The sequence below is a fragment of the Actinoplanes sp. TFC3 genome (assembly GCF_001553785.1).
GTDB lineage: Bacteria > Actinomycetota > Actinomycetes > Mycobacteriales > Micromonosporaceae > Actinoplanes.
This window is the reverse complement of record NZ_LOJP01000001.1, coordinates 3568103-3589095: the sequence shown is the minus strand read 5'-3', so window position 1 is coordinate 3589095 and position 20993 is coordinate 3568103. Positions and strand designations below refer to the sequence as shown.

General features: G+C 70.3%; 21 protein-coding genes and 1 riboswitch. Of the genes, 9 read left to right on the top strand and 12 right to left on the bottom strand.

Translation table 11 applies throughout. From position 1 onward, the window contains the following. From TFC3_RS16150 to TFC3_RS16135, 4 genes are all read right to left on the bottom strand, one after another. The coding region (locus tag TFC3_RS16150; RefSeq protein WP_236718150.1) for a protein adenylyltransferase SelO family protein at positions 1-344 on the bottom strand (344 nt) is incomplete at its 3' end. After that, positions 322-3438, bottom strand: a complete 3117-nt coding sequence (gene cydC / locus TFC3_RS16145; RefSeq protein ID WP_236718149.1) for a thiol reductant ABC exporter subunit CydC — start codon at positions 3436-3438, stop codon at positions 322-324. The genes TFC3_RS16150 and cydC, both read right to left, overlap by 23 nt. Positions 3439-3533: 95 nt before the next feature. Then, positions 3534-4514, bottom strand: coding sequence for a cytochrome d ubiquinol oxidase subunit II (gene cydB / locus TFC3_RS16140; RefSeq protein ID WP_067500519.1), 981 nt, complete (start codon positions 4512-4514; stop codon positions 3534-3536). A gap of 9 nt (positions 4515-4523) precedes the next feature. Continuing rightward, positions 4524-5927: a cytochrome ubiquinol oxidase subunit I gene (locus TFC3_RS16135; protein WP_067500517.1), complete on the bottom strand. Its 1404-nt coding sequence runs from the start codon at positions 5925-5927 to the stop codon at positions 4524-4526. 74 nt (positions 5928-6001) lie between these two features. Here TFC3_RS16135 and TFC3_RS16130 point away from each other — a divergent pair, with 74 nt between their 5' ends. From TFC3_RS16130 to TFC3_RS16120, 3 genes are all read left to right on the top strand, one after another. Continuing rightward, positions 6002-6370 carry a BlaI/MecI/CopY family transcriptional regulator gene (locus TFC3_RS16130; RefSeq protein ID WP_067500514.1) on the top strand — a complete coding sequence of 123 codons (369 nt, stop codon included), beginning with the start codon at positions 6002-6004 and terminating at the stop codon, positions 6368-6370. Then, positions 6367-7278: a M56 family metallopeptidase gene (locus TFC3_RS16125; protein WP_067500512.1), complete on the top strand. Its 912-nt coding sequence runs from the start codon at positions 6367-6369 to the stop codon at positions 7276-7278. The genes TFC3_RS16130 and TFC3_RS16125 overlap by 4 nt, the downstream gene beginning before the upstream one ends. A 125-nt stretch (positions 7279-7403) precedes the next feature. Beyond that, positions 7404-7538, top strand: a riboswitch (cyclic di-AMP (ydaO/yuaA leader). A gap of 14 nt (positions 7539-7552) precedes the next feature. Continuing rightward, the gene (locus TFC3_RS16120; RefSeq protein WP_082772098.1) at positions 7553-8542 is read left to right on the top strand and encodes an NlpC/P60 family protein; all 990 of its coding nucleotides are present in this window, start codon (positions 7553-7555) and stop codon (positions 8540-8542) included. Between the two features lie 76 nt (positions 8543-8618). Here TFC3_RS16120 and TFC3_RS16115 read toward each other — a convergent pair whose 3' ends face one another. Beyond that, entirely contained in the window at positions 8619-10058 is a 1440-nt protein-coding gene (locus TFC3_RS16115) for a diguanylate cyclase domain-containing protein (protein ID WP_067500510.1), read from the bottom strand. Positions 10059-10287: 229 nt separating this feature from the next. Continuing rightward, positions 10288-10680, bottom strand: a complete 393-nt coding sequence (locus tag TFC3_RS16110) for an SCO5389 family protein (protein ID WP_067500508.1) — start codon at positions 10678-10680, stop codon at positions 10288-10290. Between the two features lie 122 nt (positions 10681-10802). Between TFC3_RS16110 and TFC3_RS16105 the strand changes: the two genes are divergently transcribed. Next, positions 10803-11429: a class I SAM-dependent methyltransferase gene (locus TFC3_RS16105; protein ID WP_067500506.1), complete on the top strand. Its 627-nt coding sequence runs from the start codon at positions 10803-10805 to the stop codon at positions 11427-11429. Positions 11430-11597: 168 nt separating this feature from the next. Here the strand turns inward: TFC3_RS16105 and TFC3_RS16100 are convergent, their stop codons facing one another. After that, positions 11598-11831 (bottom strand): hypothetical protein, encoded by a 234-nt coding sequence (locus TFC3_RS16100; protein WP_067500504.1) that lies wholly within the window; start codon positions 11829-11831, stop codon positions 11598-11600. A 58-nt stretch (positions 11832-11889) separates the two neighbouring features. Further along, positions 11890-12756 carry an aminoglycoside phosphotransferase family protein gene (locus TFC3_RS16095; RefSeq protein ID WP_067500503.1) on the bottom strand — a complete coding sequence of 289 codons (867 nt, stop codon included), beginning with the start codon at positions 12754-12756 and terminating at the stop codon, positions 11890-11892. A 626-nt stretch (positions 12757-13382) separates the two neighbouring features. Here TFC3_RS16095 and TFC3_RS16090 point away from each other — a divergent pair. The 4 genes from TFC3_RS16090 to TFC3_RS16075 all read left to right on the top strand — a co-directional run bounded on the left by TFC3_RS16090 (position 13383) and on the right by TFC3_RS16075 (position 16722). Next, the gene (locus TFC3_RS16090; RefSeq protein ID WP_161952602.1) at positions 13383-13964 is read left to right on the top strand and encodes an SGNH/GDSL hydrolase family protein; all 582 of its coding nucleotides are present in this window, start codon (positions 13383-13385) and stop codon (positions 13962-13964) included. A 91-nt stretch (positions 13965-14055) separates the two neighbouring features. Continuing rightward, positions 14056-15219 (top strand): tryptophan synthase subunit beta, encoded by a 1164-nt coding sequence (gene trpB, locus TFC3_RS16085; protein ID WP_369819626.1) that lies wholly within the window; start codon positions 14056-14058, stop codon positions 15217-15219. Continuing rightward, positions 15216-16016: a tryptophan synthase subunit alpha gene (gene trpA / locus TFC3_RS16080; protein WP_067500497.1), complete on the top strand. Its 801-nt coding sequence runs from the start codon at positions 15216-15218 to the stop codon at positions 16014-16016. Before trpB ends, trpA begins: the two co-directional genes overlap by 4 nt. Continuing rightward, positions 16003-16722, top strand: coding sequence for a GntR family transcriptional regulator (locus TFC3_RS16075; RefSeq protein ID WP_082772095.1), 720 nt, complete (start codon positions 16003-16005; stop codon positions 16720-16722). The genes trpA and TFC3_RS16075 overlap by 14 nt, the downstream gene beginning before the upstream one ends. A gap of 128 nt (positions 16723-16850) precedes the next feature. On the opposite strand, the gene TFC3_RS16070 is transcribed toward TFC3_RS16075, so the two are convergent. Beyond that, positions 16851-17384, bottom strand: a complete 534-nt coding sequence (locus tag TFC3_RS16070) for a GNAT family N-acetyltransferase (protein ID WP_067500495.1) — start codon at positions 17382-17384, stop codon at positions 16851-16853. A 54-nt stretch (positions 17385-17438) separates the two neighbouring features. On the opposite strand from TFC3_RS16070, the gene TFC3_RS16065 reads away from it, so the two are divergent. Continuing rightward, the gene (locus TFC3_RS16065; protein WP_067500493.1) at positions 17439-17990 is read left to right on the top strand and encodes a helix-turn-helix domain-containing protein; all 552 of its coding nucleotides are present in this window, start codon (positions 17439-17441) and stop codon (positions 17988-17990) included. Here TFC3_RS16065 and TFC3_RS16060 read toward each other — a convergent pair. Genes TFC3_RS16060 through TFC3_RS16050 form a run of 3 tightly spaced genes read right to left on the bottom strand, consistent with a single transcriptional unit; the run spans position 17927 to position 20839 of the window. Further along, complete coding sequence (locus tag TFC3_RS16060; RefSeq protein WP_067500487.1) at positions 17927-18775, bottom strand: ABC transporter permease; 849 nt, start codon at positions 18773-18775, stop codon at positions 17927-17929. The two genes, TFC3_RS16065 and TFC3_RS16060, sit on opposite strands and share 64 nt — an antisense overlap. Continuing rightward, positions 18762-19694, bottom strand: a complete 933-nt coding sequence (locus TFC3_RS16055; protein ID WP_067500485.1) for an ATP-binding cassette domain-containing protein — start codon at positions 19692-19694, stop codon at positions 18762-18764. Before TFC3_RS16055 ends, TFC3_RS16060 begins: the two co-directional genes overlap by 14 nt. After that, complete coding sequence (locus TFC3_RS16050; RefSeq protein WP_067506833.1) at positions 19691-20839, bottom strand: outer membrane lipoprotein carrier protein LolA; 1149 nt, start codon at positions 20837-20839, stop codon at positions 19691-19693. Before TFC3_RS16050 ends, TFC3_RS16055 begins: the two co-directional genes overlap by 4 nt. Positions 20840-20993 lie beyond the last annotated feature (154 nt).

Genomic DNA, 20993 nt, shown 5'->3' with positions numbered 1-20993 from the left:
CCGCCCCCGGCCCCCCCGTCCCCGCCCCGGGCGAACGGGGTGCGCCCCGAGCCCTTGAGGTGCACGTCCATGCCGTTGAGCTCGCCCAGCAGCAGCGCCCGGCCGTCACCCAGACGCGGGCTGTACCCACCGAACTGGTGCCCCGCATAGGCCTGCGCGACCGTGTTCTCCTGCCCTGCTCCGATCAGGAACTGCACACCCTCGGGGCTGCGCAGCCACCCCGGTTCCAGGCCGAGCCGGCCGGCCACGGGCTCGTTGAGGACCAGCAATGACGGCTGGGGGGCCTGCTCGGCTTGCCAGGCCACGGCCATCTCGGGCACCTCACGCGCGAACCGGTTCTCCACACCGCAACGCTATCCCGTCGCGCAGCTCGTAAACGTCGTCGACCAGGTCGAGGCCCTCGGTGCGATGCGTGAACAACACCACGGTGCGGCCCCGCGCGGCCCCGAGCAGATCGGCCATCAGCTCATGGGCGCCGGCCTCGTCCAGACCCTCGGTCGGCTCGTCCAGGATCAGCAACTCCGGGTCGGCCAGCAGCGCCCGCGCGGTCGCGATCCGTCGCCGCTGCCCCCCGGAAACCGTGCTGCCGCCCGCGCCGAGCCAGGTGTCCAGACCCTCGGGCAGTTCCGCCAGCCAGGGACCCAGCCCCACCCGCGTCACCGCCGCCGTCAGCTCCACATCGGGTGCGTCAGGAGCAGCAAGACGCAGATTTTCCCGTACGGTCGAGGCGAACACATGATCGGCCTCGTCCCCGACCAGCACCGTCCGAGCCGGGCGAGCCACCTGTCCGGCCCGCGCCTCGAGCAACCCGCTCAGCACCGCAGCCAACGTCGACTTCCCACCACCGGAGCGTCCCGTGATGGCGGCCGAGCGCTGTGACCGTACCGTCAAGTCAAGTCCTTGCAGCACCGGAGCTTGCCACCCGGCAACCAGCCCCCGCACCTGCACGTCCGGGGAGTTCTCCGGCCCGCGCGCAGCGGTCGGCGGCTGCTCGGCGAACTCCGCCAGCCGCAGCTCGGCCCCCGCCGCCCGCCGCCGAGCCACCGCCGCGCCGGTCAGCGACGCCACCGGTTCCCCGAGCGCCACCACCGCAAGCAGCAGCACCGCCGCCCCTTCGGCACTCATCCCGGCGGCATGCGCCAGCACCGCAGCCGTCCCCGCCACCGCAACACCCCACCCGAGCAGGCCCAGCGCCGATGCCAGTCCCGCCGTCCGCGCCGCTCGCGCTTCGAGCCGCTCCAGCTCCAGGCTCCGCCGATCCGGTACGACCAGAGCCCCATCCCCGCGCCCGGCCAGCTCCTCGATCCCCTCCACCGTCTCCACCACGGCATCGCGCAGCTCGGCGCGCGCCCGCCCGGTAGCGGCTTGTACCCGCCCGGCCTGCCACGCAGCCAGCGCCGGAGCAGCCACGGCCGAGATCACGAGCCCGACGCCGAGGGGCAGAGCCAGCAGCGGGCTGACCCCGGCCACCACCGCACTCGCCCCGACCAGCGTGACCCCGGCGGTGATCGCGGGCAGCCGGCCGCGCAGCAAGCCGTCGGTGCGCGCGTCCACATCGTCGACGATCCGGGTGAGCAGGTCACCGCGGCGGCGCAGCTTCGGGCCGGGCACGCGGGGGATGAGCGCGGCGTACACGCTGGACCGCCACTGCCCGAGCTTGGCAAACGCGACGTCGTGCGCGATGAGCCGTTCGAGGTAGCGCAGCAGGGGACGGGTGACGGCCGAACCCCGCACGAGCACGACTGCCGTGGACAGGGTGAGCACCGGGGGAAGTGTGGCCGCCCGGACCAGAAGCCACGCGGCCGCCCCCGTCAGCACAATGGCCGCCAGTGAGGAGCCGGCTCCCGCAGCGATCGCGGCACCCATGGTGGCCCGGCTGCGCCGAACTGCCGGCGGAGCCTCGGGGACATTCATTTTAGGACGCTCTACGGGGTGTGCGGTGGCCGGCATGCTGGGAGCATCCACGTCCACCACCCGGTCCGCAGCAGCTAGCAGCACCGGTCGATGCGCCACCACCAGCACCGCGCAGCCCCGAGCCGCCGCCTCCCGCAGCAGAGCGACCACCACCTCCTCAGCCGCGGCGTCCAGGTGCGCAGTCGGCTCGTCGAGCAGCAGCACCACCGGCTCGCGGGCCGCCGCTCGCAGCAGCGCCGCCAACGCCAGCCGTTGCCGCTGGCCCGACGACACCCCGGCCCCGTGCTCGCCCAGCACCGTCGACGGCGTCACCTCCCCGTCCAGCCCCACCGTCGCCAGCGCCGCTCGTACCTCCTTTTCCGGCAGCCCCGGGAACACGTCGGCAACCGTGCGCGTGTGCGGCAGACCCGGCCGCTGGGGCAGGTACAGCACGCCCGGCCCGGTCAGCGAGACCCGTCCACCGGCCACGGGTTGCAGCCCGGCCAGCACCCGCAAAGCCGTGGTCTTGCCCGCGCCGGACTTTCCCCGCAGCGCCACGATCTCGTGGTCGCGGACGGTCAGCCCGTCGAGCACCAGCGCATCGCCGGCCGCGCCGGGATAGCGCACCCGCAACCGCGACACCGTCAGCCCCGGCACCGAGCCGGGCAGCGCAGGCAGGGGCAGGTAGGAAGCTGTGTCGGTCAGCACCTCGTCCACGTCTCCGATCACCGCGGACGCGTCCGCGCTTGCATGGAAGCCGGCCGCCATCTCGCGCAGCGGCCGGTACGCCTCGGGGGCCAGCAGGATCACCAGCAGGGCCGCGCCGAGCCCCAGGTCACCGGCTGCCACGCGCAGGCCTGCTTCAACCGCGATGAGCCCGACGGACAACGTGCCGACCAGGTCCAGCGCCGTGGAGGACAGAAAAGCGACGCGCAGCACACGCAGGGTGGCGCTGCGGTGGTTCTCGGTCATCTGCCGGACCACGGTGATCTGGCGTTCGGCCCGGCCGAAGACGCGCAGGGTGGTCAGGCCGCGCACGACGTCGAGGAAGTGCCCGGCCAGCCGCGCGTCGGCGGTCCAGGCCTCATCGGCGCGTTTCTGGGTGGCCCAGCCGATCAGGGCGCCGAGTATCGGCAGCAGCGGCAGGGTGACCAGGGCGATGACGGCCGAGGCGGGGTCGACCAGGAACATGGCCAGCAGCACGAGCGGGGGCAGCGTGACGCCGAGCACGAGTGAGGGCAGGTAGCCGGTGAACCACGGCCGCAGGGCGTCGAGGCCGCCGGTGAGGGTGGCGATGAGCCGGCCGCTGCCGTACCGCGCGGTCCACGCGGGCCCGTGCCGCAACGTTGCTTGCAGCACGGACCTGCGCAGTTCACCGGTCACGCGGGCGGCGGTGCGCTGGGCCACGACCTGCTCACCCCAGGTCAGGGCCGCGCGCAGCACGAACGCTGCGGCCAGCAGGCCGATCGCGTCGCGCCCGGTGACGATGCGGGCCAGGGCGACGGCGAGGAGCACGGTGGCTGCCGCCTGTCCCGCTCCGATCAAGCACAAAACCGCTGTTCCGGTACGACCGGAGCGCGCGTGCCGCAGCAAACGCGGATCGATCGGCGCCTTCGTTGATCCTCCGGACGGCGCGGTGCTCATGACGGCACTCGTTCGCTGGCCACGCGCTTGCGGAACACCCAGTACGAGAACGCCTGGTAGACCAGCACGCCGGGCAGCACGACCGCACCGACGACGGTGATGAGCTTGAGCGCCGAGCCGGTGGCCGCGGCCCCGGTCATGGTCAGCGACCAGGCCGGGTCGAGGGTGCTGCGCAGCACCACGTCGCCGTGGCGGGTGAACACGGCGACGACCGCGCCGGCCACGCCGATCGCCGCGCCGGCGAAGGTGAGCGTTTCGCGGCCGTACCGGGCGATCAGGGTGACGCCGAGCAGCAGGACCGCGGCGGCCAGCAGCAGCCGGGACGCGCTGGCGAACCCGGCGACGGCCAGCACGAGGGTGCCGGTGGCGGCGAGGCGGACGGTCCAGCGGTGGGCACGGGTGTGCACCGGGCCGGTGGTGCGCAGGGCCAGGAAGGCGGAGCCGAGCAGCAGGGCGGCGAACAGGGCGAGCGCGGCCCCGGCGAGCGCGGGCCAGGTGGCCAGGGGGCCGAGGCTGCGGGCCAGGCCGGTGCCGGTGACCTGGCCACCGGCGCCGAGCGCGAGGCCGTGGGTGAGAATGCCGAGCACGGCTCCCCACAGGATGACGGTGGCGCCGGAGCTGGCGGCGAGGGCGAGGTCGCAGCGGCGGCGCCAGCGGAGCCCGTCGCCCTTGCCGCGGAACTCCAGGGCCACGCCGCGGATGGCGAGCATCAGCAGGATCGCGGCCATGGGCAGGTAGAGCGCGGACAGCAGGGCGGCGTACCACTGGGGGAAGGCGGCGAACGTGACGCCGATGGCGGCCACGAGCCAGACCTCGTTGCCGTCCCAGAACGGGCCGACCGTGCGCACGATCGCGCCGCGTTCGTGGTCGTCGCGCCCGAGGACGGGGGCGAGCAGGCCGACGCCGAAGTCGAAGCCCTCGAGGACGAAGAACAGCACCCAGCAGAGCACGACCAGGCAGAACCAGAGGGTGATCACGAGGGGCTCCTAGTAGGTGGGTGCGAGGTCGCGGTCGGCGCTGTCCGTGGTCGCCGGTTGCTCGGCGGGCGGTGCCAGCGGCTGGCGGGACAGGTGGCGGATCAGCCGGAACCAGACGACCGCGACGATGCCGTAGATCAGGGCGAAGCCGGCCAGCGAGGCGATCACCTCGCCGGAGGTCAGGCCGGGGGAGATCCCGTCGGCGACCTTGGAGATGCCGAACGCGATCCAGGGCTGGCGGGCGGTCTCGGTGAAGATCCAGCCGATCGAGTTGGCCGCGGTGGGCAACAGCGGGATCAGCGGGAGCAAGCGGATGAGCTGCCGGTCGTACCAGCGCTTCGGCTCCCGGCCCTTGCGGGTGGACCACAGGTAGTAGGCGGCGACGAGCATGGCGATCATGCCGATGCCGATCATCAGGCGGAAGGCCCAGAACGCGACGGGGATCATCGGGATGTAGCTGCCCGGGCCGTACAGCTGGGTGTACTGGGTCTGCAGGTCGTTGATGCCCTGGACGGTGGCGTCGGGGTCACCGGCGGCCAGGATGGACAGCAGGTGCGGGATGTCGACGGTGAAGTAGGGCTCGCTCCCATCGAGTTTGCCGAGGGCGAAGGCGGAGAACGGGGCACCTGTGGTCGTACTGTAAAGAGCCTCGGCCGCCGCCATTTTCATGGGCTGGACCTCGGTCATGACCTTGCCCAGGTGGTCGCCGGTGATCGCCGTGAAGGCGCCGCCGGCGACGGTCAGCCACGCACCCAGCCGCGCGAGCGTACGAAATCCTGTTTCTGCCGTTGCTTTCATCCGCCACACGCCGATGGCCAGCAGCAGCGAGCCCCCCACCATGAGCGCACCCGCGATGGTGTGCGGGAACGCGGCAAGGTTGACCTTGTTGAGCAGCAGCGCACCGAAGTCGTCGAGGTGCGCGCGCCCGGTCCGCGGGTCCAGCGAGTAGCCCACCGGGTGCTGCATGAACGAGTTCGCGGCCAGGATGATGAACGCGCTGAGGAGCGTGCCGGCGGCGACGATGACGATGGTCGCGGCGTGCACCTTGCGCGGCAGGCGGTCCCAGCCGAAGTACCACAGCGCCAGGAACGTGGCCTCGAGGAAGAACGCGAGCATGCCCTCGATGGCCAGCGTCGGGCCGAACACGTCGCCGTAGAAGGTGGCGAAGTTGCTCCAGCCCATGCCGAACTGGAACTCCTGCACCAGCCCGGTGACCACACCCACGGCGAAGGTGACGATCAGCAGCTTGCCGACGAACTTGGTCAGGTCACGGTACTTGGCGGTGCCGGTGCGCATCCAGGTGAGCTGCAGCCCGGCGGCGGTGACGGCCAGGCTGATCGACAGCGGCACGAAGAAGTAGTGATAGATCGTGACCACGGCGAACTGCAGCCGGGTCAGGTCGAGCACGTCCATGGAGAACCCCTCTACGACGTTTCGTAGTAAATACTACGCACCGTAGTACGACGCTGTGCAGTAGAGTGGGTCACATGGCATCGGGCAAGGCACTGGGCGATCTGGAACGCGACATCATGCGCCGGCTGTGGGACGCGGCCGGGCCGCTGACCGTCCGGCAGGTGCACGAGCAGCTCAGCGCCGAACGCGACCTGGCGTACACGACGGTGATGACGGTGCTGGACCGGCTGGCCAAGAAGGGCGTGGTCAACCAGCAGAAGGCCGACCGGGCCTACCGGTACGCGCCCGCGCAGACCCGCGAGGAGATGACCGCGGCGCTGATGCTCGACGCGTTGAGCGCGGCGCCGGATGACGTCCGCGATGCCGCCCTGGCGCACTTCGTCGGGCGCATCGACCCATCGGCACTGTCCGCCGCAATCGAGGCCGCCAACCACCGATCGTGACCGCCCTGCTGCTCGGTGCGCTCGGCCTGACCCTGTCGCTGGTCGTGCCGGGAGTGCTCGCTTCCGCCCGCTGGCCCGGCCGCGCGCCGGTGGCCGCCATCGTGCTGTGGCAGAGCATCACCCTGGCCGGCATCCTGTGCGCGCTCGGCGTGGTGCTGGCCGCCCCGCAGGAGCTGATCGACGAATCCGGGCCGGGGCGCCCGTACGGAGTCACCGCCCTGCTCGCCGCGCTGGTGGTGGCCATGGTGATCATCGTGCGGCTGCTGGTGTCGCTGGCCGGGGTGACCCATCGCTCACGCACCCGCCGGGCCCGGCACCGCCTGCTGGTGGACCTGCTCGACACCGCCGAACGCCACGGTGAGCTGCCCGCCGGGCTGCGGGTGCTGGATGGGCCGCTGCCGTTCGCGTACTGCCTGCCCGGGCGCCGGCCCCGCGTGGTGCTCAGCGAGGGAGTGCTGCAGGTCCTCGACGCCGAGCAGGTCGCCGCGGTGATCGCGCACGAGCAGGCGCACCTGCGGTACCGCCACGACCTGGTGATGGAGTCGTTCACCGCCTTCTACCGCGCGGTGCCGCGCCCGCTGCGCAGCCGGGCCCCGCTCGACGCCGTGCACCTGTTGCTGGAGATGGCGGCCGACGACGCGGCCCGCTCGCGCACCGGGGCTCCGGCGTTGCGCTCGGCCCTGGAGCGGCTCGGCGACGCGGTCAGCCCGGACGCCCCGGCCGAACTCGACGCTGCCACCGCCACGGCCGAGCGGCGCCGCCGGTTGGACCGCCTCACCGGCCCGGACACCCGCTCCGGGACGCTGACAGTGGTGGCCGCCACGATGGCGGTGTGTCTTCTGGTGCTACCCACGGTGATTCTGGTCGTTCCGTGGCTCGACCGAGCGCTCACCGCCTGGCCGCTCTGACTACTCACGGTCATTTTTGGTGACGTGGCGTCAGCCACGGCTACGCGCAGTTCAATTCTCGGAAGATCCGGAGTACGGTGGCACCCGGCTCGTCGGTCCCCCCTCGTCCGAATCCCGGGCGAACCGATGGGTCACCGCCTAATCGTGTACACGAGCCGGGGAACCACGGAACTTGGGGTGAAGCCGCAGCACCATCGCGGCCGGGCGCGCTTCCCGCCCGAACCCGGCAGCTAACCCGGTCGGCGGCGGAGGGAAGAAAGGACACTGCACCTACGTGAAACGGATTGCGGCGCCGGGCGCCACGATTCTGCGCAGTCTGCTCTGTGTCATGGCGGCGGTCGGGGTGTTGCTGGTGCCCACAGCGGCCAACGCGACACCGTCGCCCGGGAGTATCGAAAAGCAGATCGACGAGCAGTGGAACAAGCTCGAGCCGCTTATCGAGCAGTACAACAAGGTGCACAACGAGCTGATCTCCAACCGGAGCCAGCTCAAGAAGATCAACGCGAAGCTGGCCCCGCTGCAGCTGCAGGTTGATCTGGCCATGTCGCAGGTGGGCAGCATGGCAACCGACGCGTACATGCGGGGATCCCCCGGCGCGTTGCAGTCGATGGTCGTCACGGGCACGCCGACCGGTCTCACCGAGAAGCTGACCTACCTCGACCAGATCGCCCGGCACCAGGAAGCCCAGGTGGCGGACGTGGCGAAGCTGCGTGACAAGTACGCGAAGGACAAGCAGGATCTGGCAACCCTGACCGATGCGGTCGCGGCCCGCGACAAGGACCTCGGCACCCGCAAGAACCAGATCCAGAAGAAGGTCGACGACCTGCAGAAGCTGCGGGTCCAGGCCTACGGCGCCAGCGGTGTGGACGACGGGCCGCTCAAGCTCGGCCCCTGCCCCGCGACCTACACCCAGGAAGCGGGCAACCGGGCGGCGCAGAAAGCCTGCTCACTGATCGGCAAGCCGTACATCTTCGGCTCGGCCGGTCCGACCGGCTACGACTGCTCGGGTCTGACCCAGGTGGCGTGGCGCACGGTCGGGGTGAGCCTGGCACACTTCACCGGTGACCAGATCGGCTCGGGCCGCAGCGTGAGCCGCGGCGACCTGCAGGTAGGAGACCTGATCTTCTACGGCAGTCCGGTGCACCACGTAGCGATCTATGTCGGCAACGGCTACATCGTGCACGCGCCCCACACCGGCGACCACGTCCGGATGGCGAAGGTGGACTACCCGGGCACCCCGGTGGCCTACCGCCGCCCGGGCTGACCGCCACCCGCCCCACTGATGAAGCCGTCACCTGCGTGGCGGCTTTTTCAGTGCCCTGGGCGGGAGAGCAAAGTTCCTACATCCAAGGCGCTGTGACGTCGTCCTGCACATAGACCGTCGTGTTGTTGCTGCCCCGGCGCTTCGCCTGGTACATCGCCGCGTCGGCATGGCGCATCAGCGTCTTGGCGTCCGAGCCGCCCGGGTAGGCCAGCGCCACCCCGACGCTGCAGCCCACGTCGAGCTTGAGCCCGGCCACCGAGACGTTGCCGGTGATCCCGTCGATGAGCCGCTGCGCCACGCTCAGCGCCTCGTCGGCGTTGCGCACCCGGGTCAGCACCACCCCGAACTCGTCACCACCGAGCCGGCCGGCCGAGTCGGTGTCGCGGGTGGTGCGCCGGATGACCGAGCTGATCGTCTGCAGCAGGCGGTCGCCGACGTCGTGGCCGTACGTGTCGTTCACTGCCTTGAAGCCGTCGAGGTCGCAGAAGAGCATCGCGACCGGGTGCTGGTAGCGGGTGCCCTGGGCGAGGGCGCGCTCGAGGTCGCGCTTGAGCGTCGGGCCGTTGGCCAGCCCGGTCAGCCCGTCGTGCGAGGCGGCGTACGCGATCCGGTCCTGTACCGCGCGGCGCTCGGTGATGTCGCGCTGGTGGCTGACGATCGCGTGTACCGCCGGGTGGGCCAGCATGTTGCGGGCGATGATCTCGTGCCAGTGCCACGATCCGTTGGCATGGCGCACCCGCAGCTCGGCGGAGTGCTCCACCGTACTGTCGGAGGCCAGCAGGCGGGTGTACAACTCCATCGAGGCAACTTCGTCCTCGGGGTGGAACAGGCCGTTGAGGACCTTGCCGCGCAGCTCCTCGGGCTTGTAGCCCATCACCGGCTGCGCCGCCGGGCTGACCCAGGACACGTTGCCGTCGGCGTCGCTCATCGTGATCACCTCGGACCCGTCGCGCACCAGCGCCCGGAACCGGTCCTCGCTGAGCCGCGCCGCCACCTCGGCCTGCTCCCGCTGCGCGACGAACTGCCCGAGCGCGCGGGCCGTGGTCACCGTGCCGATGCCGACCAGCACGGCGATCGCGTGGGACTGGTTCATGGGCAGGCTGCTGGGCAGCAGACCGGCGGCGATGGCCAGCTCACCGGCCAGCAGCGACAGAACGCTGGCCAGGGCGGTCGGCCGCCACGCCCGCGAACCGGCCCGGCGCATGTGCACCACGAGGATGTAGACGTGGGTGACCGCGAGCACCGGCCCGTACCCGGTGAGGTAGGCCGCCGCGGTGGCAGGCACCATCTGCAGACCGACCGCGAGACCGGTGCGCGAGCCGTCGGGGCCGGCGAGGAACCGCTGCACCTCCGGCTGCTGCAGGACCGCGCCGGCGCTCAGGGCGAGCACGTACGTCCAGAGCGGTGCGCTGCCCAGAACGCCGGACACGTGCAGGGCCACGACGGCGGCCAGCGACAGGATGGACTCCATCCCGTTGCGAGCCAACGCCATCGCTCGGGCCGCGATCGTGTGCATCGGCTTCGTTTCTCCAGGGCTGGCGGGGATCGTGAGGGGTGCAAACTTCTTGATCGGCCGTCCCGGCGCGCATCAAAGCGTCCCCGAGCGAAAAGTACGTTCCCAGCGGCCGTTCTGCCGGGAAGCCGCCCCGATGTCCGAAGCGGCCCCTCGGCCGAACTCACCAGTCACCCGGTTGCGGTGGCTGTTCCCACCTGTCACGCCGTCCGCGGTTCCCAGGGCTGACCCGTCAGCAGTTGCGCAGCTCCGGGGACTGGTTCAGCAGCTGCCCTCGCGGGGAGACGAACGCCTGGTATTGCTCACCGCCGACCGCATCGAACGCGAAAGCCGCGACGCGGTGGCAGTTCTGGAACGCGAGCTTGGCACCGAAGTGCCGTTCCAGCCCGCCGCGGATGGCGTCGCTGGCCAGCGCCCGCAGCAGCTGCCCCCGTTCGGCGTCCGAGGGCGGCGGCACCTCGTGGTCGGCGAAGTCCCCGCCGTCGCGGTGCAGCCCGGTCATCACCTCGTTGATCACTTCCCACGCGTACGGCAACGACGTGCGAACGCAGTCAACGAACTCGGCATCGGATACGTCACCGCGCTCGGCAACGGCCAACAGATCGGGGGAGACGTACAAAGACATCGGATTGCCCTTCGGTAGATCGGTGTATCGCTGACCCCGCCATATTGTTGGAAACGATTTCCAGTTGCAAGTAACCGGCCCCTGGCGTTTCGCAGCAAGCCCGGTGTGGTGAGATCAATCCCGTGCCGGAGCCGACTTTTGTCACCGAGACCCGCGACGGATACAACGCCTTCGCCGCGGAATACCAGCAGCTGTTCGGCGACATCATGGGCCGCAACCACTGGGAACGCCTCACCCTGCGTGGCTTTGCAGAATCGGTACGCGCCGCACCTGGCCCGGTGATCGAGGTAGGGGCCGGGACCGGCGTCGTCACGGCGTTCCTCAAGGACCTGGGCTTGGACATCACCGGCCTGGAGCTGTCGGAGAACATGCTGGAGATCGCCCGCCGCAAGCATCCGCGCGTGCCCTTCACCACCGGCTCGATGACAGAGCTCCAGCAGCCCGGCCACAGCCTGGCCGGCCTGGTCGCCTGGTACTCGATCATCCATGTACCCGGCGAGCACCTACCCGCAGTCTTCGCCGAGTTCCACCGGGTCCTGCGCCCGGGAGGCCTGCTCCTGCTCGCCTTCCAAGTCGGCAACGAAGACCTGGTAACCCGCGACATCACCTTCCGCCGCCGCCAACCCGCCGGGGTGGTCGCCCTGCTGCGCGAGGCCGGCTTCGAGCTGGAACTCGAGACGGTACGCGCCGGCGACGGCACCGAGAAGACGCCGCAGGCCTACCTGGTGGCGCGGTCCGGGTCGCTCTGATCATTTGAGAACTCAGCCGGCGCCGGCTCTGCTGACGGTGCTGGTCTCGCTGGCGGTGCTGGTTTCGCTGGCGGTGCTGGCTCTGCTGTTGCTGGCCCGAGTCTGCTGGCGTTGCCGGTGCTGTTGCCAACTCGGCCGGTGCAGGTGCGGGTGCCGGCCTCGGGTTGCTCAATCTGCCTTGTGAGCGAGCTTGCTCGCCACCGCAAGGAACCTCTCCGCCTCCCGCCCGCGTCCCAGGCGCAGCATGAGCAGCCCGGTGGACGTCAACTCCACGAACGCCCACTGCCACACAGCCTCCGGATCAACGCCGGTCACCTGCCCAGCACGCCGGCAACCGCGCGCCATCATCTCCACCGCCCGCCCCGGCTCGCCGGCCGCCAGATCGTCAACCCACCCCTGCACGCCGCGCGCCAAAATGACACCGAGATCATGAGCCGGCTCCGACGCAAGCCCACCCGGATCAACAAGCCGGAATCCGAAGCCCCCCGCCGGACCGAACCCGCAAAGCATTGAACGCATGCACATCGCCGTGCACCAGCACCCGCCGACCCGGATCAAAGCCCGCCTCCCGCCCAGCGGCACAGCGAAGCGCCAGGTCCACGACCGCCTCCGGTACCGGCCGGGCAAGCCCCTCCCACGAAGACGCAACGAACTCCGCATGCCAGCGAGCAGCCTCCCACCCATCAGGCAACACCCCACCGCCCACCGCCAGCCCCTCTGCCGGTGCCGTGCCATCCTGCTGTGCCGCGCCATCGAGCTGCGTCGCGCCATCCTGCTGTGCCGCGCCATCCTGCTGTGCCGCGCCATCGAGTTGCGTCGCACCGTCGTGCGGCGGCAAGCAATCGCGCGGCGGTGAATCCTCGTGCCGCACCGGCCTCCATCCGCACGCGGCGATGCGGACCAACGCGTCCATCTGGCGGCCGATCGGCCAGCCCAGCGTCGCCATCGGCTCGCCGAGTCTTTCCAGCAGAAGAGCATGACGCGGTACGTCATAGCGCAGCAGCCTGACGTAAGGGTCTCCGCCCGCCAGTCGCAGCGCAGTCACCTGCCGTTCGAAGGGCGTGACATCGTCGGCGCGGGCCGGGATCGCCACCTTGAGCACGGCTGGGGTGCCGTCGTGATCGACCACCTCCGCGACGTAGGAAGCGCTACCGCCGTCCACCTCGGCGCCGATGGTAACCGCCCAATCGGCTGCCAAGCCGGCTAGCAGCGCGGGAAGGTCCGCAAGCCATGCTGCTCCCGGCGCACCGAGCGCTTGGAGGGCGAGTGTGACCCGCTCGGAAACGACGACGCCGGACATGCGGTCGTAGGGCGCTGGGAAGGACATGGGGTTCTCCGGATCATGCAGACGGGAACCGGCAGCACAGCTGTACAGGGCATCAGCTGGGTAGACACGTGTATGAGCTGCCGGGCAGAGGACCTGATCCGGCGGTACGTCCGGGCTGGCCCTGATATCGGGCGAGCATCGGGTCTGCGGCTGTGGAAAGCGCGCTACCGCCGCTGAGCGGTGGTGCGGATCTCCATGACAGCGAAGCAACCCATGCGCACACCATAGTCGGCCCACGCGGAGAAGGCCCCGGTGGAATCAGCCGATGCGGCCTACGTGAATCAGTGTCAGCATTTCGCTCCCGTGGTCGATGAGGCACACGGAGGCTGATGATGCGACACGGTGCTGTGGTGACCCTGGTGATGGCTGGGCTGCTGATGTCGTCCTGCGGGCCGGCCCCGGCACCCGCGGCTTCGAGCGTCGCCGGTCAGCCTGCCGCCACGGTCGGTGCCGATTCCGGCCCGCGGCGCGCCGGTCCTACGCCCAGGCAGTCTGCCGCTGGCGTCGCCTCTCAGCCGGGTTGGACGCCGAGCGCTGTCGACGGTTCGCCGCTCGCCCCGGATGCCAACCTGCGCCCCAGCAATCAGCCCGCCAGCAGCAGGTCGCCCGCTCGGGCTGTGCGGATCATGCCGCTTGGTGACTCCATCACCATGGGCGCACGCTCCACCGACGGCAGTGGCTACCGGGCTGAGCTGTACCGCCGCCTCACGGCAGCCGGCTGGCGCGTCAACTTCGTCGGCTCGCAGCATTCCGGAGCCGGGCCGGACCCGGACCACGAGGGTCACTCCGGCTGGACGCTCACCCAGATCGCCCACCACCTCGACGCCTGGCTTGTTGCCGCCCGTCCCGACATCATCCTCCTGCACGGCGGCACCAACGACCTGCGCACTCGCGCTGACGCAGTCCGGGCGCCGCAAGGTCTCACGCGCGTGCTGGCTCAGATCGGGCGCAACTGCCCTCGTGCCGAAGTCTTCGTCGCCACGATCATCGGTAACCGGGCTGTCGGCGATGGCCGTGAACGCCAGCTCAGGGCGGACGCCTACAACGCTCAGGTACCTGCCATCGTGGCCGCCGCCGGCTTGCGCTTTCACCTTGTCGACTTGAGCGGCGTACGCGGAAAGGACCAGCTCGCGGACAAGCTGCACCCAAATGACAAGGGCTATCAGGCAATGGCTGCGGTGTGGTCCAGGACACTCAAACCGTTCTAGAACTCGTTGAATCATTGTGACACCATAGTCCCAACGTTCTAGAACATTGGAGGCGGGCATGACGGTGTCAGCGGCACCCCGAAGTGGCGTAATGCGAGAACCGGCGGACGGCGGCAGGTTCGGTGAGTTCGGCGGACGGTTCGTCCCCGAGTCCCTCGTGCCCGCGTGTGCCGAGCTTGAGGAGGCGTTTCGTGATGCGTGGTCCGATCCCGCCTTCCGTCAGCAGCTCGACATGTTCCGCACCGTGTATGCCGGGCGCCCGACGGCGCTCACTCCCGCCTGGAATCTGTCCGCCGAGCTGGGCCTGACGCTGCTGCTCAAGCGTGAGGACCTGGCCCACACCGGCTCCCACAAGATCAACAACGTGCTCGGTCAGGCGCTGCTCGCCCGGCGGATGGGCAAGACCCGGCTGATCGCCGAGACGGGCGCCGGGTCGCACGGCGTTGCGACCGCCACGGCCGCCGCGCTTTTTGGCCTGCAGGCCACGGTGTACATGGGCGAGCGCGACATGCAGCGGCAAGCGCTCAACGTCTTCCGGATGGAGTTGCTCGGCGCCGAAGTGGTTCCGGTGACCAGTGGCAGCCGCACGTTGAAGGACGCCACGAACGAGGCGATGCGCCAATGGGTCGCGGCGGTCGACGACTCACACTTCTGCCTCGGCTCGGTTGCCGGGCCCCACCCGTACCCGTGGATGGTCCGGGAATTCCAGCGGGTGATCGGCGAAGAGGCGCGGCGGCAGGTCGCGGCGGAACTGAGCACCGGCGTGCCGGACGTGGTGGTGGCCTGCGTCGGCGGTGGCTCCAACGCGGCGGGCACGTTCGCCGGTTTTGCGGACACGGCGGCCCGGCTCATCGGCGTGGAGGCGGCCGGGGGTGCGGCATTGACGAACGGTACGCCCGGCGTGGTGCACGGTTCCCGCTCGCTGGTCCTGCAGGACGAGCACGGGCAGATCGCCGAGGCGCATTCGGTAGCGGCCGGGCTCGACTATCCCGGCGTCGGACCCGAGCACGCCCAGCTCAACCGGTCGCGGCGGGCCACCTACGTGACGGTCACCGACGAGGAAGTGGTCGAGGCGGTACGCAGGCTGGCGCGCACCGAAGGAATTATCTGCGCCCTGGAATCGGCGCACGCGGTGGCCTGGGTGCTGCGTGCGGCGGGCACGGATGAGCTGCCCAGGGGCTCGACGGTGCTGCTCACCCTGTCCGGTCGTGGGGACAAAGACGTGATGCAGCTGCGGGCGGGGGTGACGGCATGACGCTGCGGCTTGCCACGGATCGGCCCCTGCTCATCCCGTACGTCACCGGCGGCCTCACCCCCGACTGGACCGGCTATCTGCTGGCCTACCAGGACGCCGGCGCCGACGCCATCGAGGTTGGCCTGCCGTTCTCCGATCCCATGCTGGACGGCACGACGATTCAGCAGGCCTCCGACCGGGCGCTGCAGCGAGGTGCGACCCCCGGCGCGATCCTCGACGACCTCGCCGCGATGCGCGACCGGCTGCACGTACCGATCATCGTGATGACCTACGCCAACCTTGCCCTGAAACTCGGTGTGGCCCGTTTCGCCGCGGTCGGCGTCACCGGCTTGATCGTGCCTGACCTGCCCTTGGAGGAGAGTGCACCGCTGGAGGCGGAGACCGAAGCGGCCGGCATCGACCTCATCCTGTTGGCCGCGCCCTCGACCCCTGACGACCGGCTGGCCGAGATCTGCCGCAGGAGCAGAGGATTCGTGTACGCCGTGAGCGTCATGGGCGTCACCGGCGAGCGCACCACCCTGGCACCGGCAGCGTTCTCCCTCGCCCGCCGGCTGAAGGACGAACTCCAAGCCCGGCTGCCGGTCCTCATCGGCTTCGGCGTCTCCACCCCCGAGCAAGCAGCGGCCGGGGGACGCGCCGGGGACGGAGTTGTGGTCGCCTCCGCGCTCATGCGTAGGGTTTTGGACGGGGCCAATCCCAGCGACGTCCGCCTCGACGTCGTGGCCCTGCGCGCCGCACTTGACGGAGGAGAGTCCGCTGCCCAGCCGTACGCCGAAATATCAGGTGATCGCCGATGACCTGACCACCAAGATCCGTGCCGGGGAACTGGCTCCGGGTTCGATGCTGCCTCCGCAAAAAGTGCTGAGCTCCCGGTACGGCGTGACGCTCGTGACGCTGCGCCAGGCGTTGCAACAACTGGAGAACGAGGGCCTTGTGTCCCAGGAACCCGGGCGTGGCACGTTCATCGCCTCACCGCGCTCGACGTACCACCTCAACTCGCTGCGGGGTCTCGCCGAGGACCTCAAGGCCCAGGGGCAAACGGTGACCACGCTGATCGTCGGGCAGAGCACCCAGCGCCCGCCGGTCTGGGCCGCGACAGCCCTGGCAATTCCGGCTACCCGGCGGATTCTGCGGCTGGAACGTGTGCGTCTGCTGTCCGGGCGGCCCGCGGTGCACCAGCTGTCGTGGGCACCGCAACCACCCGGACTTGCCCTGGCCGACGAGGACTTCAGCAACGCGTCGCTTTACGCCGCGTTCGCCGAGCACGGCATCGTGGTGCACCGCGCCACCGAGGTTCTGCGGCCAGGTGTGCTCGACGAGCACATAGCGGCGGTGATGCACCAAGAGGTGGGCGTCCCGGTGTTCGTGTCCGAGCGGGTCACGTACGGCCTGGACAACCGCCCGATCCTGGTGGACCGGGCAACGATCCTGGGCACCATGATGGAGATCCGCACCGAACGCGGTGCGGCGGGCATGTCGATGCAGTGGTCGCGCCAGCCCTAGCTGTTCTGACCACCTAGTCCGGGGCTGGCCGGCGTTCAGCGTTGCGGAGGTGCGGCGGCACGCTGAACCATCAGGTGCGACGAGCGTCCGTTCGGGGACTGCCTGATCCTTGACGTCTACCACGCCTGTCAGGGCATCGGCAGCGCTGAGAAGCTGGCCCTGCTTGCGAGCCTCTGTTCGAGTACCTGACCGGGCCAGTCGCCTCGGCGGAATGTGGTCGTACGCGTGAACCCCTGTCCTTCGTAGTAACGCACCAGCTTCTGGTCGTCACCGGCGTAGCAGTCGACGCGCAGTAACCCGGCACCGGCTGAGAGGGCCAGCCGGCGAGCATGATCAAGCAGGGCCGTGCCGATTCCCGAGCCCCCGCGGGTACGGTCGGTGACCAGGAGCCGGATGAACAGCTCAGGCTCCTCGACCGGCGGGATGCCCGAGCCGGCCGCGCCGACGGCCAGCGCCCCTGTCACCGCGTCGGCGTCGGCGGCGATCCACAGGCCATCGTGAGTCACATAGCCCTGCACCTGCGCGATGCGACGGGGGTCGGTCGACTGCGCCTGGGTACCCCACTGGCCGGTGCGGCCCTGCGAGCTCAGCCACGCGGTCGCCATGTCGAGCAGCCGCAGGACGGCGGTGACGTCCGCGTCGGTTCCCGGCCTGATCATCATGGGAAGCCATGAAAGCACCGATTGTAGAATGCAAGCAGCAAGGGGGAGGGTGACGTGCCGCAGGAACATCGGTCGGGGTGCCCGATCAATCTGTCGCTGGAGGTCTTGGGCGACAAGTGGTCGCTGCTGATCATCCGGGACATGATGTTCGGTAACCGGCGGCACTTCCGGTCGTTGCTGACGAACTCCGAGGAGGGGATCGCCACCAACATTCTGGCCGACCGGCTGCAGCGCCTCACCGAGCAGGGCATGATCACCTCGGTGGCGGATCCGCGGCACAAGCAGCGCATCCTGCTGAGCCTGACCGAGCCGGCCATTCAGCTCGTGCCGGTGCTGGCCCACCTCGGCGCGTGGGGGCGCCGGCACCTACCGGTCACCCCCGAGCTGGCCATCCGCGCCGAACTGCTCGAACGCGGCGGCCCGCAGCTCTGGGACGAGTTCATGGACGAGCTGCGCGAACTGCACCTGGGCCTTACGCGCTCGGCCGGTACGCCGTCGGTGCTGGAGCGGTTGACCGAGGCGTACCTGAAGGAAACGCAGGCTCAGCTCGTGATGTCCTTGCCGGCGAAGCGAGCCCACGCCGCGGACAAGAAAACCACCATGTAGCTCAGCGCCACCAGCACCCCCGGGCGCAGCGCCCCCAGCGACACCGGATCTCGCAGGAACTCGCCGAAGTCCGTCCAGTGCTGGGTCAGCAGGTACGGGTGCAGCCAGTCGAGCTGCGGGACCTGCCCCAGCACCGCGCTGGCCACCGAGAGCATCGCCAGCGCAATTGTGGCCCCCATCGGCTGCTCGGTGAGCGTGGACAGGAACAGGCCGACCGCACCCAGCGCCGCCAGGCACAACCCCAGATATAGGCACACCCCCAGCAACCGCAGCAGCGCCTCGCCGAAGCCGATCTGCGTGCCCGACAGCGTGGTGACATCGCCACCGCCGAACAGGATCAGCCCGGCGATGATGCCGGTGCCGGCCACGACCAGCGGAGCGAGGAACGCGCCGGCCACGATGCCGGCGTACTTGACCGCCAGCAGGCGCACCCGCCCGACCGGCACGGTGAGCAGGTAGCGCAGGGTGCCCTGGTTCGCCTCGCCGGCCACCGCGTCGCCGGCCAGCATGGCGATCGCGATCGGCAGGAACAGGGTCAGCTCGGCGCCCAGCGCGGCCAGGGCCACGAAGAAGCCGTTGCCGAGGATCTGGGCGAAGAAGTCGGGGCCACCGCCGCGCCGCTCACCGGTGCCGGGGGCGGCCACCTTCATGGCGATGGCCAGCACGATCGGGACCGCGGCCAGCGCCGCCAGACCGGCCTGGTTGCGCCGGCGTACCGCGATCAGCCGCAGCTCCGAGCGCAGGAAGCGCAGCGAGAAAGCCGGGCGCACGTCAACCTGAGACATCGAACCCCTGCCCGGTGAGCTGCACGAACACGTCTTCGAGAGAGGGTGCCTGGAGGCTGAAGCCGCGCACCGGCACGCCGTCGTGCACCAGCGCTGCTACCACCTTCTCCGGAGCCACCGCGCCGATCTTGCCGGTCACCTCGGCCGCGCTGCCGGTCACCTCGGTCAGGCCCAGCTTGCGCAGCACGTCCGCCGCCGCTTGCGGCTGGTCGGTGAGCACCACGGCCTGCGGGGTGGCATCCTCGCGCAGCTTGCCAAGCTGTTCCTGGGCGACCAGCTTGCCGCGGTGCATCACCCCGACATGCGTGCAGACCTGTTCGACCTCGGCCAGCAGGTGCGTGCTGAGCAGCACGGTTGCGCCCTCGGCGGCCAGTGCGCCGACCAGTGTGCGGACCTCGCGGGTGCCCTGCGGGTCCAGGCCGTTCGTCGGTTCGTCGAGGATGAGCAGGTCGCGGGGGACCAGCAGCGCCGCGGCGATGGCCAGGCGCTGCTTCATGCCCAGCGAGTAGGTGCGGTAGCGCTTGCCGGCCGCCGCGGACAGGCCAACCCGATCCAACGCGGCGGCTGTGCGGGCGGCTGAGGTCCGGGCTTCGGCCGTACGATCACAAGCGTCGATCCTGCGCAGATTGTCAGCGCCCGACAGGTACGGATGGAACCCCGGTCCCTCCACCAGCGCCCCCACCCGTGGCAGCGCCTCCGCGGCCCGGTCCGGCATGCCGCGCCCGAGCAGTTCGTGCCTGCCGGCCGTGGGACTGATCAGCCCGAGCAGCATCCGGATCGTGGTGGTCTTGCCCGAGCCGTTGGGGCCCAGGAAACCGTAGACCGCCCCGCGGGGGACAACCAGGTCGACGGCGTCCACCGCGACCTGGCTGCCGAACCGCTTGGTCAGCCCCTGTGAGGCGACCGCGAGGTCAGTCACTTGCCCGCTGCCTCGTACAACTTCTCCGGCGCCACGGCGCCCACCAGAACCCGGCCGTCATCGGTCAGCAGGGCGCTGAACAGGTTGCTCTGCAGCAGCCGGCCCTTACCCCACGCGCCGCTGACCTCGGGCAACGCGCCGGTCACGGCGTCGAGCTGAGCCCTCTCGCTGCCCTTTGCGCTCTCCTGCGGCAGCTTGGCCACCAGCACCGAGGTCCAGCCCTTGCCGACCACCTTGGTGCCCTCGGGTGCCTTGTCGGTGGGAGCCTTGCCCAGCGGACCCTTGCCCAGCGGGCCCTTGCCGATCGGCGTCTTGCTGATCGGGCCCTTGTCCGCGTCGGCGGAGTTCTGCTCGGTCACCTCGGTGCCGGGCGGGGCCTTGAACGCGAACTGCTCGGCGTCCGGAGTGTCAAAGCTGATCTGCTGGAACGCGATCCGCACGGCCGGCTTGGTGGCGTCCTTGGCGTACACGTCCACGCCCAGCGGGATGTGCTTCTCACCGTCGATGGCCAGGCGCACCTGACCGATCAGCGACGCGGTGTCGCGCGGCTGCAGGACCAGCTCGTACGCGTCACGCCCGGCCACCTTGGCCGCACCGGTCGTGGTGACCTGCGTGGTCGGGTCGATCGCGGCGAGCGCGGCGTCAGCGGCCTCCTGCGGCGTCGACGGCACGCCCTGCGGCAACGTCGTCGCGGGCCGCTCGTGCTGCCGACCGGCCGGGATGCTGTAGTGCGCCGCCTGGTTCTGGGCGCTGCGCCACAGCCACACGTCCGAGCCGTTGCGGATCACGTCGGTCTCGCCGAGCTTGCTCATCAGCGCCAGCCGGACCTTGTCGTCACCGGCGTACCAGACCCGGGCGGTGTTGCTGCCCGCCACCAGGTTCATCAGCTCCGCGCCGTTCGCGCCCCCGGTCACCCCGGGCAGCGACGGCAACCCGAGGTCGGCGGTCTGCACGACCGTGCCGGAGAACCCGTCCACCTTCGCGCTCTGCAGATCCACCAGCAACTGAGCGGCGCTGCGCGGCTCCAGCGTCGGGTCGGCGCTCGCCACGATCGTGCCGGCCGCGGCACCGCCCCCGATCACCACCACCGCTGCTGCGGTCGGCACCAGCCAGCGCAGCGCGGGCCGCGACTTGAAGACACTCACGATGTCCACCTCCCGTTGTTGTGAACCCATCGTGCGCGACAGCGCCTGTGACGGCGCTGAGAAGCTCCCCTAAGGGTCTCAACCCCGAGCGGCCGGGCGGACGACAATCTCGTTCACGTCGGCCTCGCTGAGGGCATGCTGAGATCGGATTCGC

Coding starts and splice junctions, on each gene's coding strand:
- TFC3_RS16060 (WP_067500487.1), bottom strand. CDS start 18,775: ATGTCTCAGGTTGACGTGCGCCCGGCTTTCTCGCTGCGCTTCCTGCGC.
- TFC3_RS16115 (WP_067500510.1), bottom strand. CDS start 10,058: ATGCACACGATCGCGGCCCGAGCGATGGCGTTGGCTCGCAACGGGATG.
- trpA (WP_067500497.1), top strand. CDS start 15,216: ATGACGCTGCGGCTTGCCACGGATCGGCCCCTGCTCATCCCGTACGTC.
- TFC3_RS16130 (WP_067500514.1), top strand. CDS start 6,002: ATGGCATCGGGCAAGGCACTGGGCGATCTGGAACGCGACATCATGCGC.
- trpB (WP_369819626.1), top strand. CDS start 14,056: ATGCGAGAACCGGCGGACGGCGGCAGGTTCGGTGAGTTCGGCGGACGG.
- TFC3_RS16110 (WP_067500508.1), bottom strand. CDS start 10,680: ATGTCTTTGTACGTCTCCCCCGATCTGTTGGCCGTTGCCGAGCGCGGT.
- TFC3_RS16090 (WP_161952602.1), top strand. CDS start 13,383: ATGCCGCTTGGTGACTCCATCACCATGGGCGCACGCTCCACCGACGGC.
- TFC3_RS16070 (WP_067500495.1), bottom strand. CDS start 17,384: ATGATGATCAGGCCGGGAACCGACGCGGACGTCACCGCCGTCCTGCGG.
- TFC3_RS16095 (WP_067500503.1), bottom strand. CDS start 12,756: ATGTCCTTCCCAGCGCCCTACGACCGCATGTCCGGCGTCGTCGTTTCC.
- TFC3_RS16135 (WP_067500517.1), bottom strand. CDS start 5,927: ATGGACGTGCTCGACCTGACCCGGCTGCAGTTCGCCGTGGTCACGATC.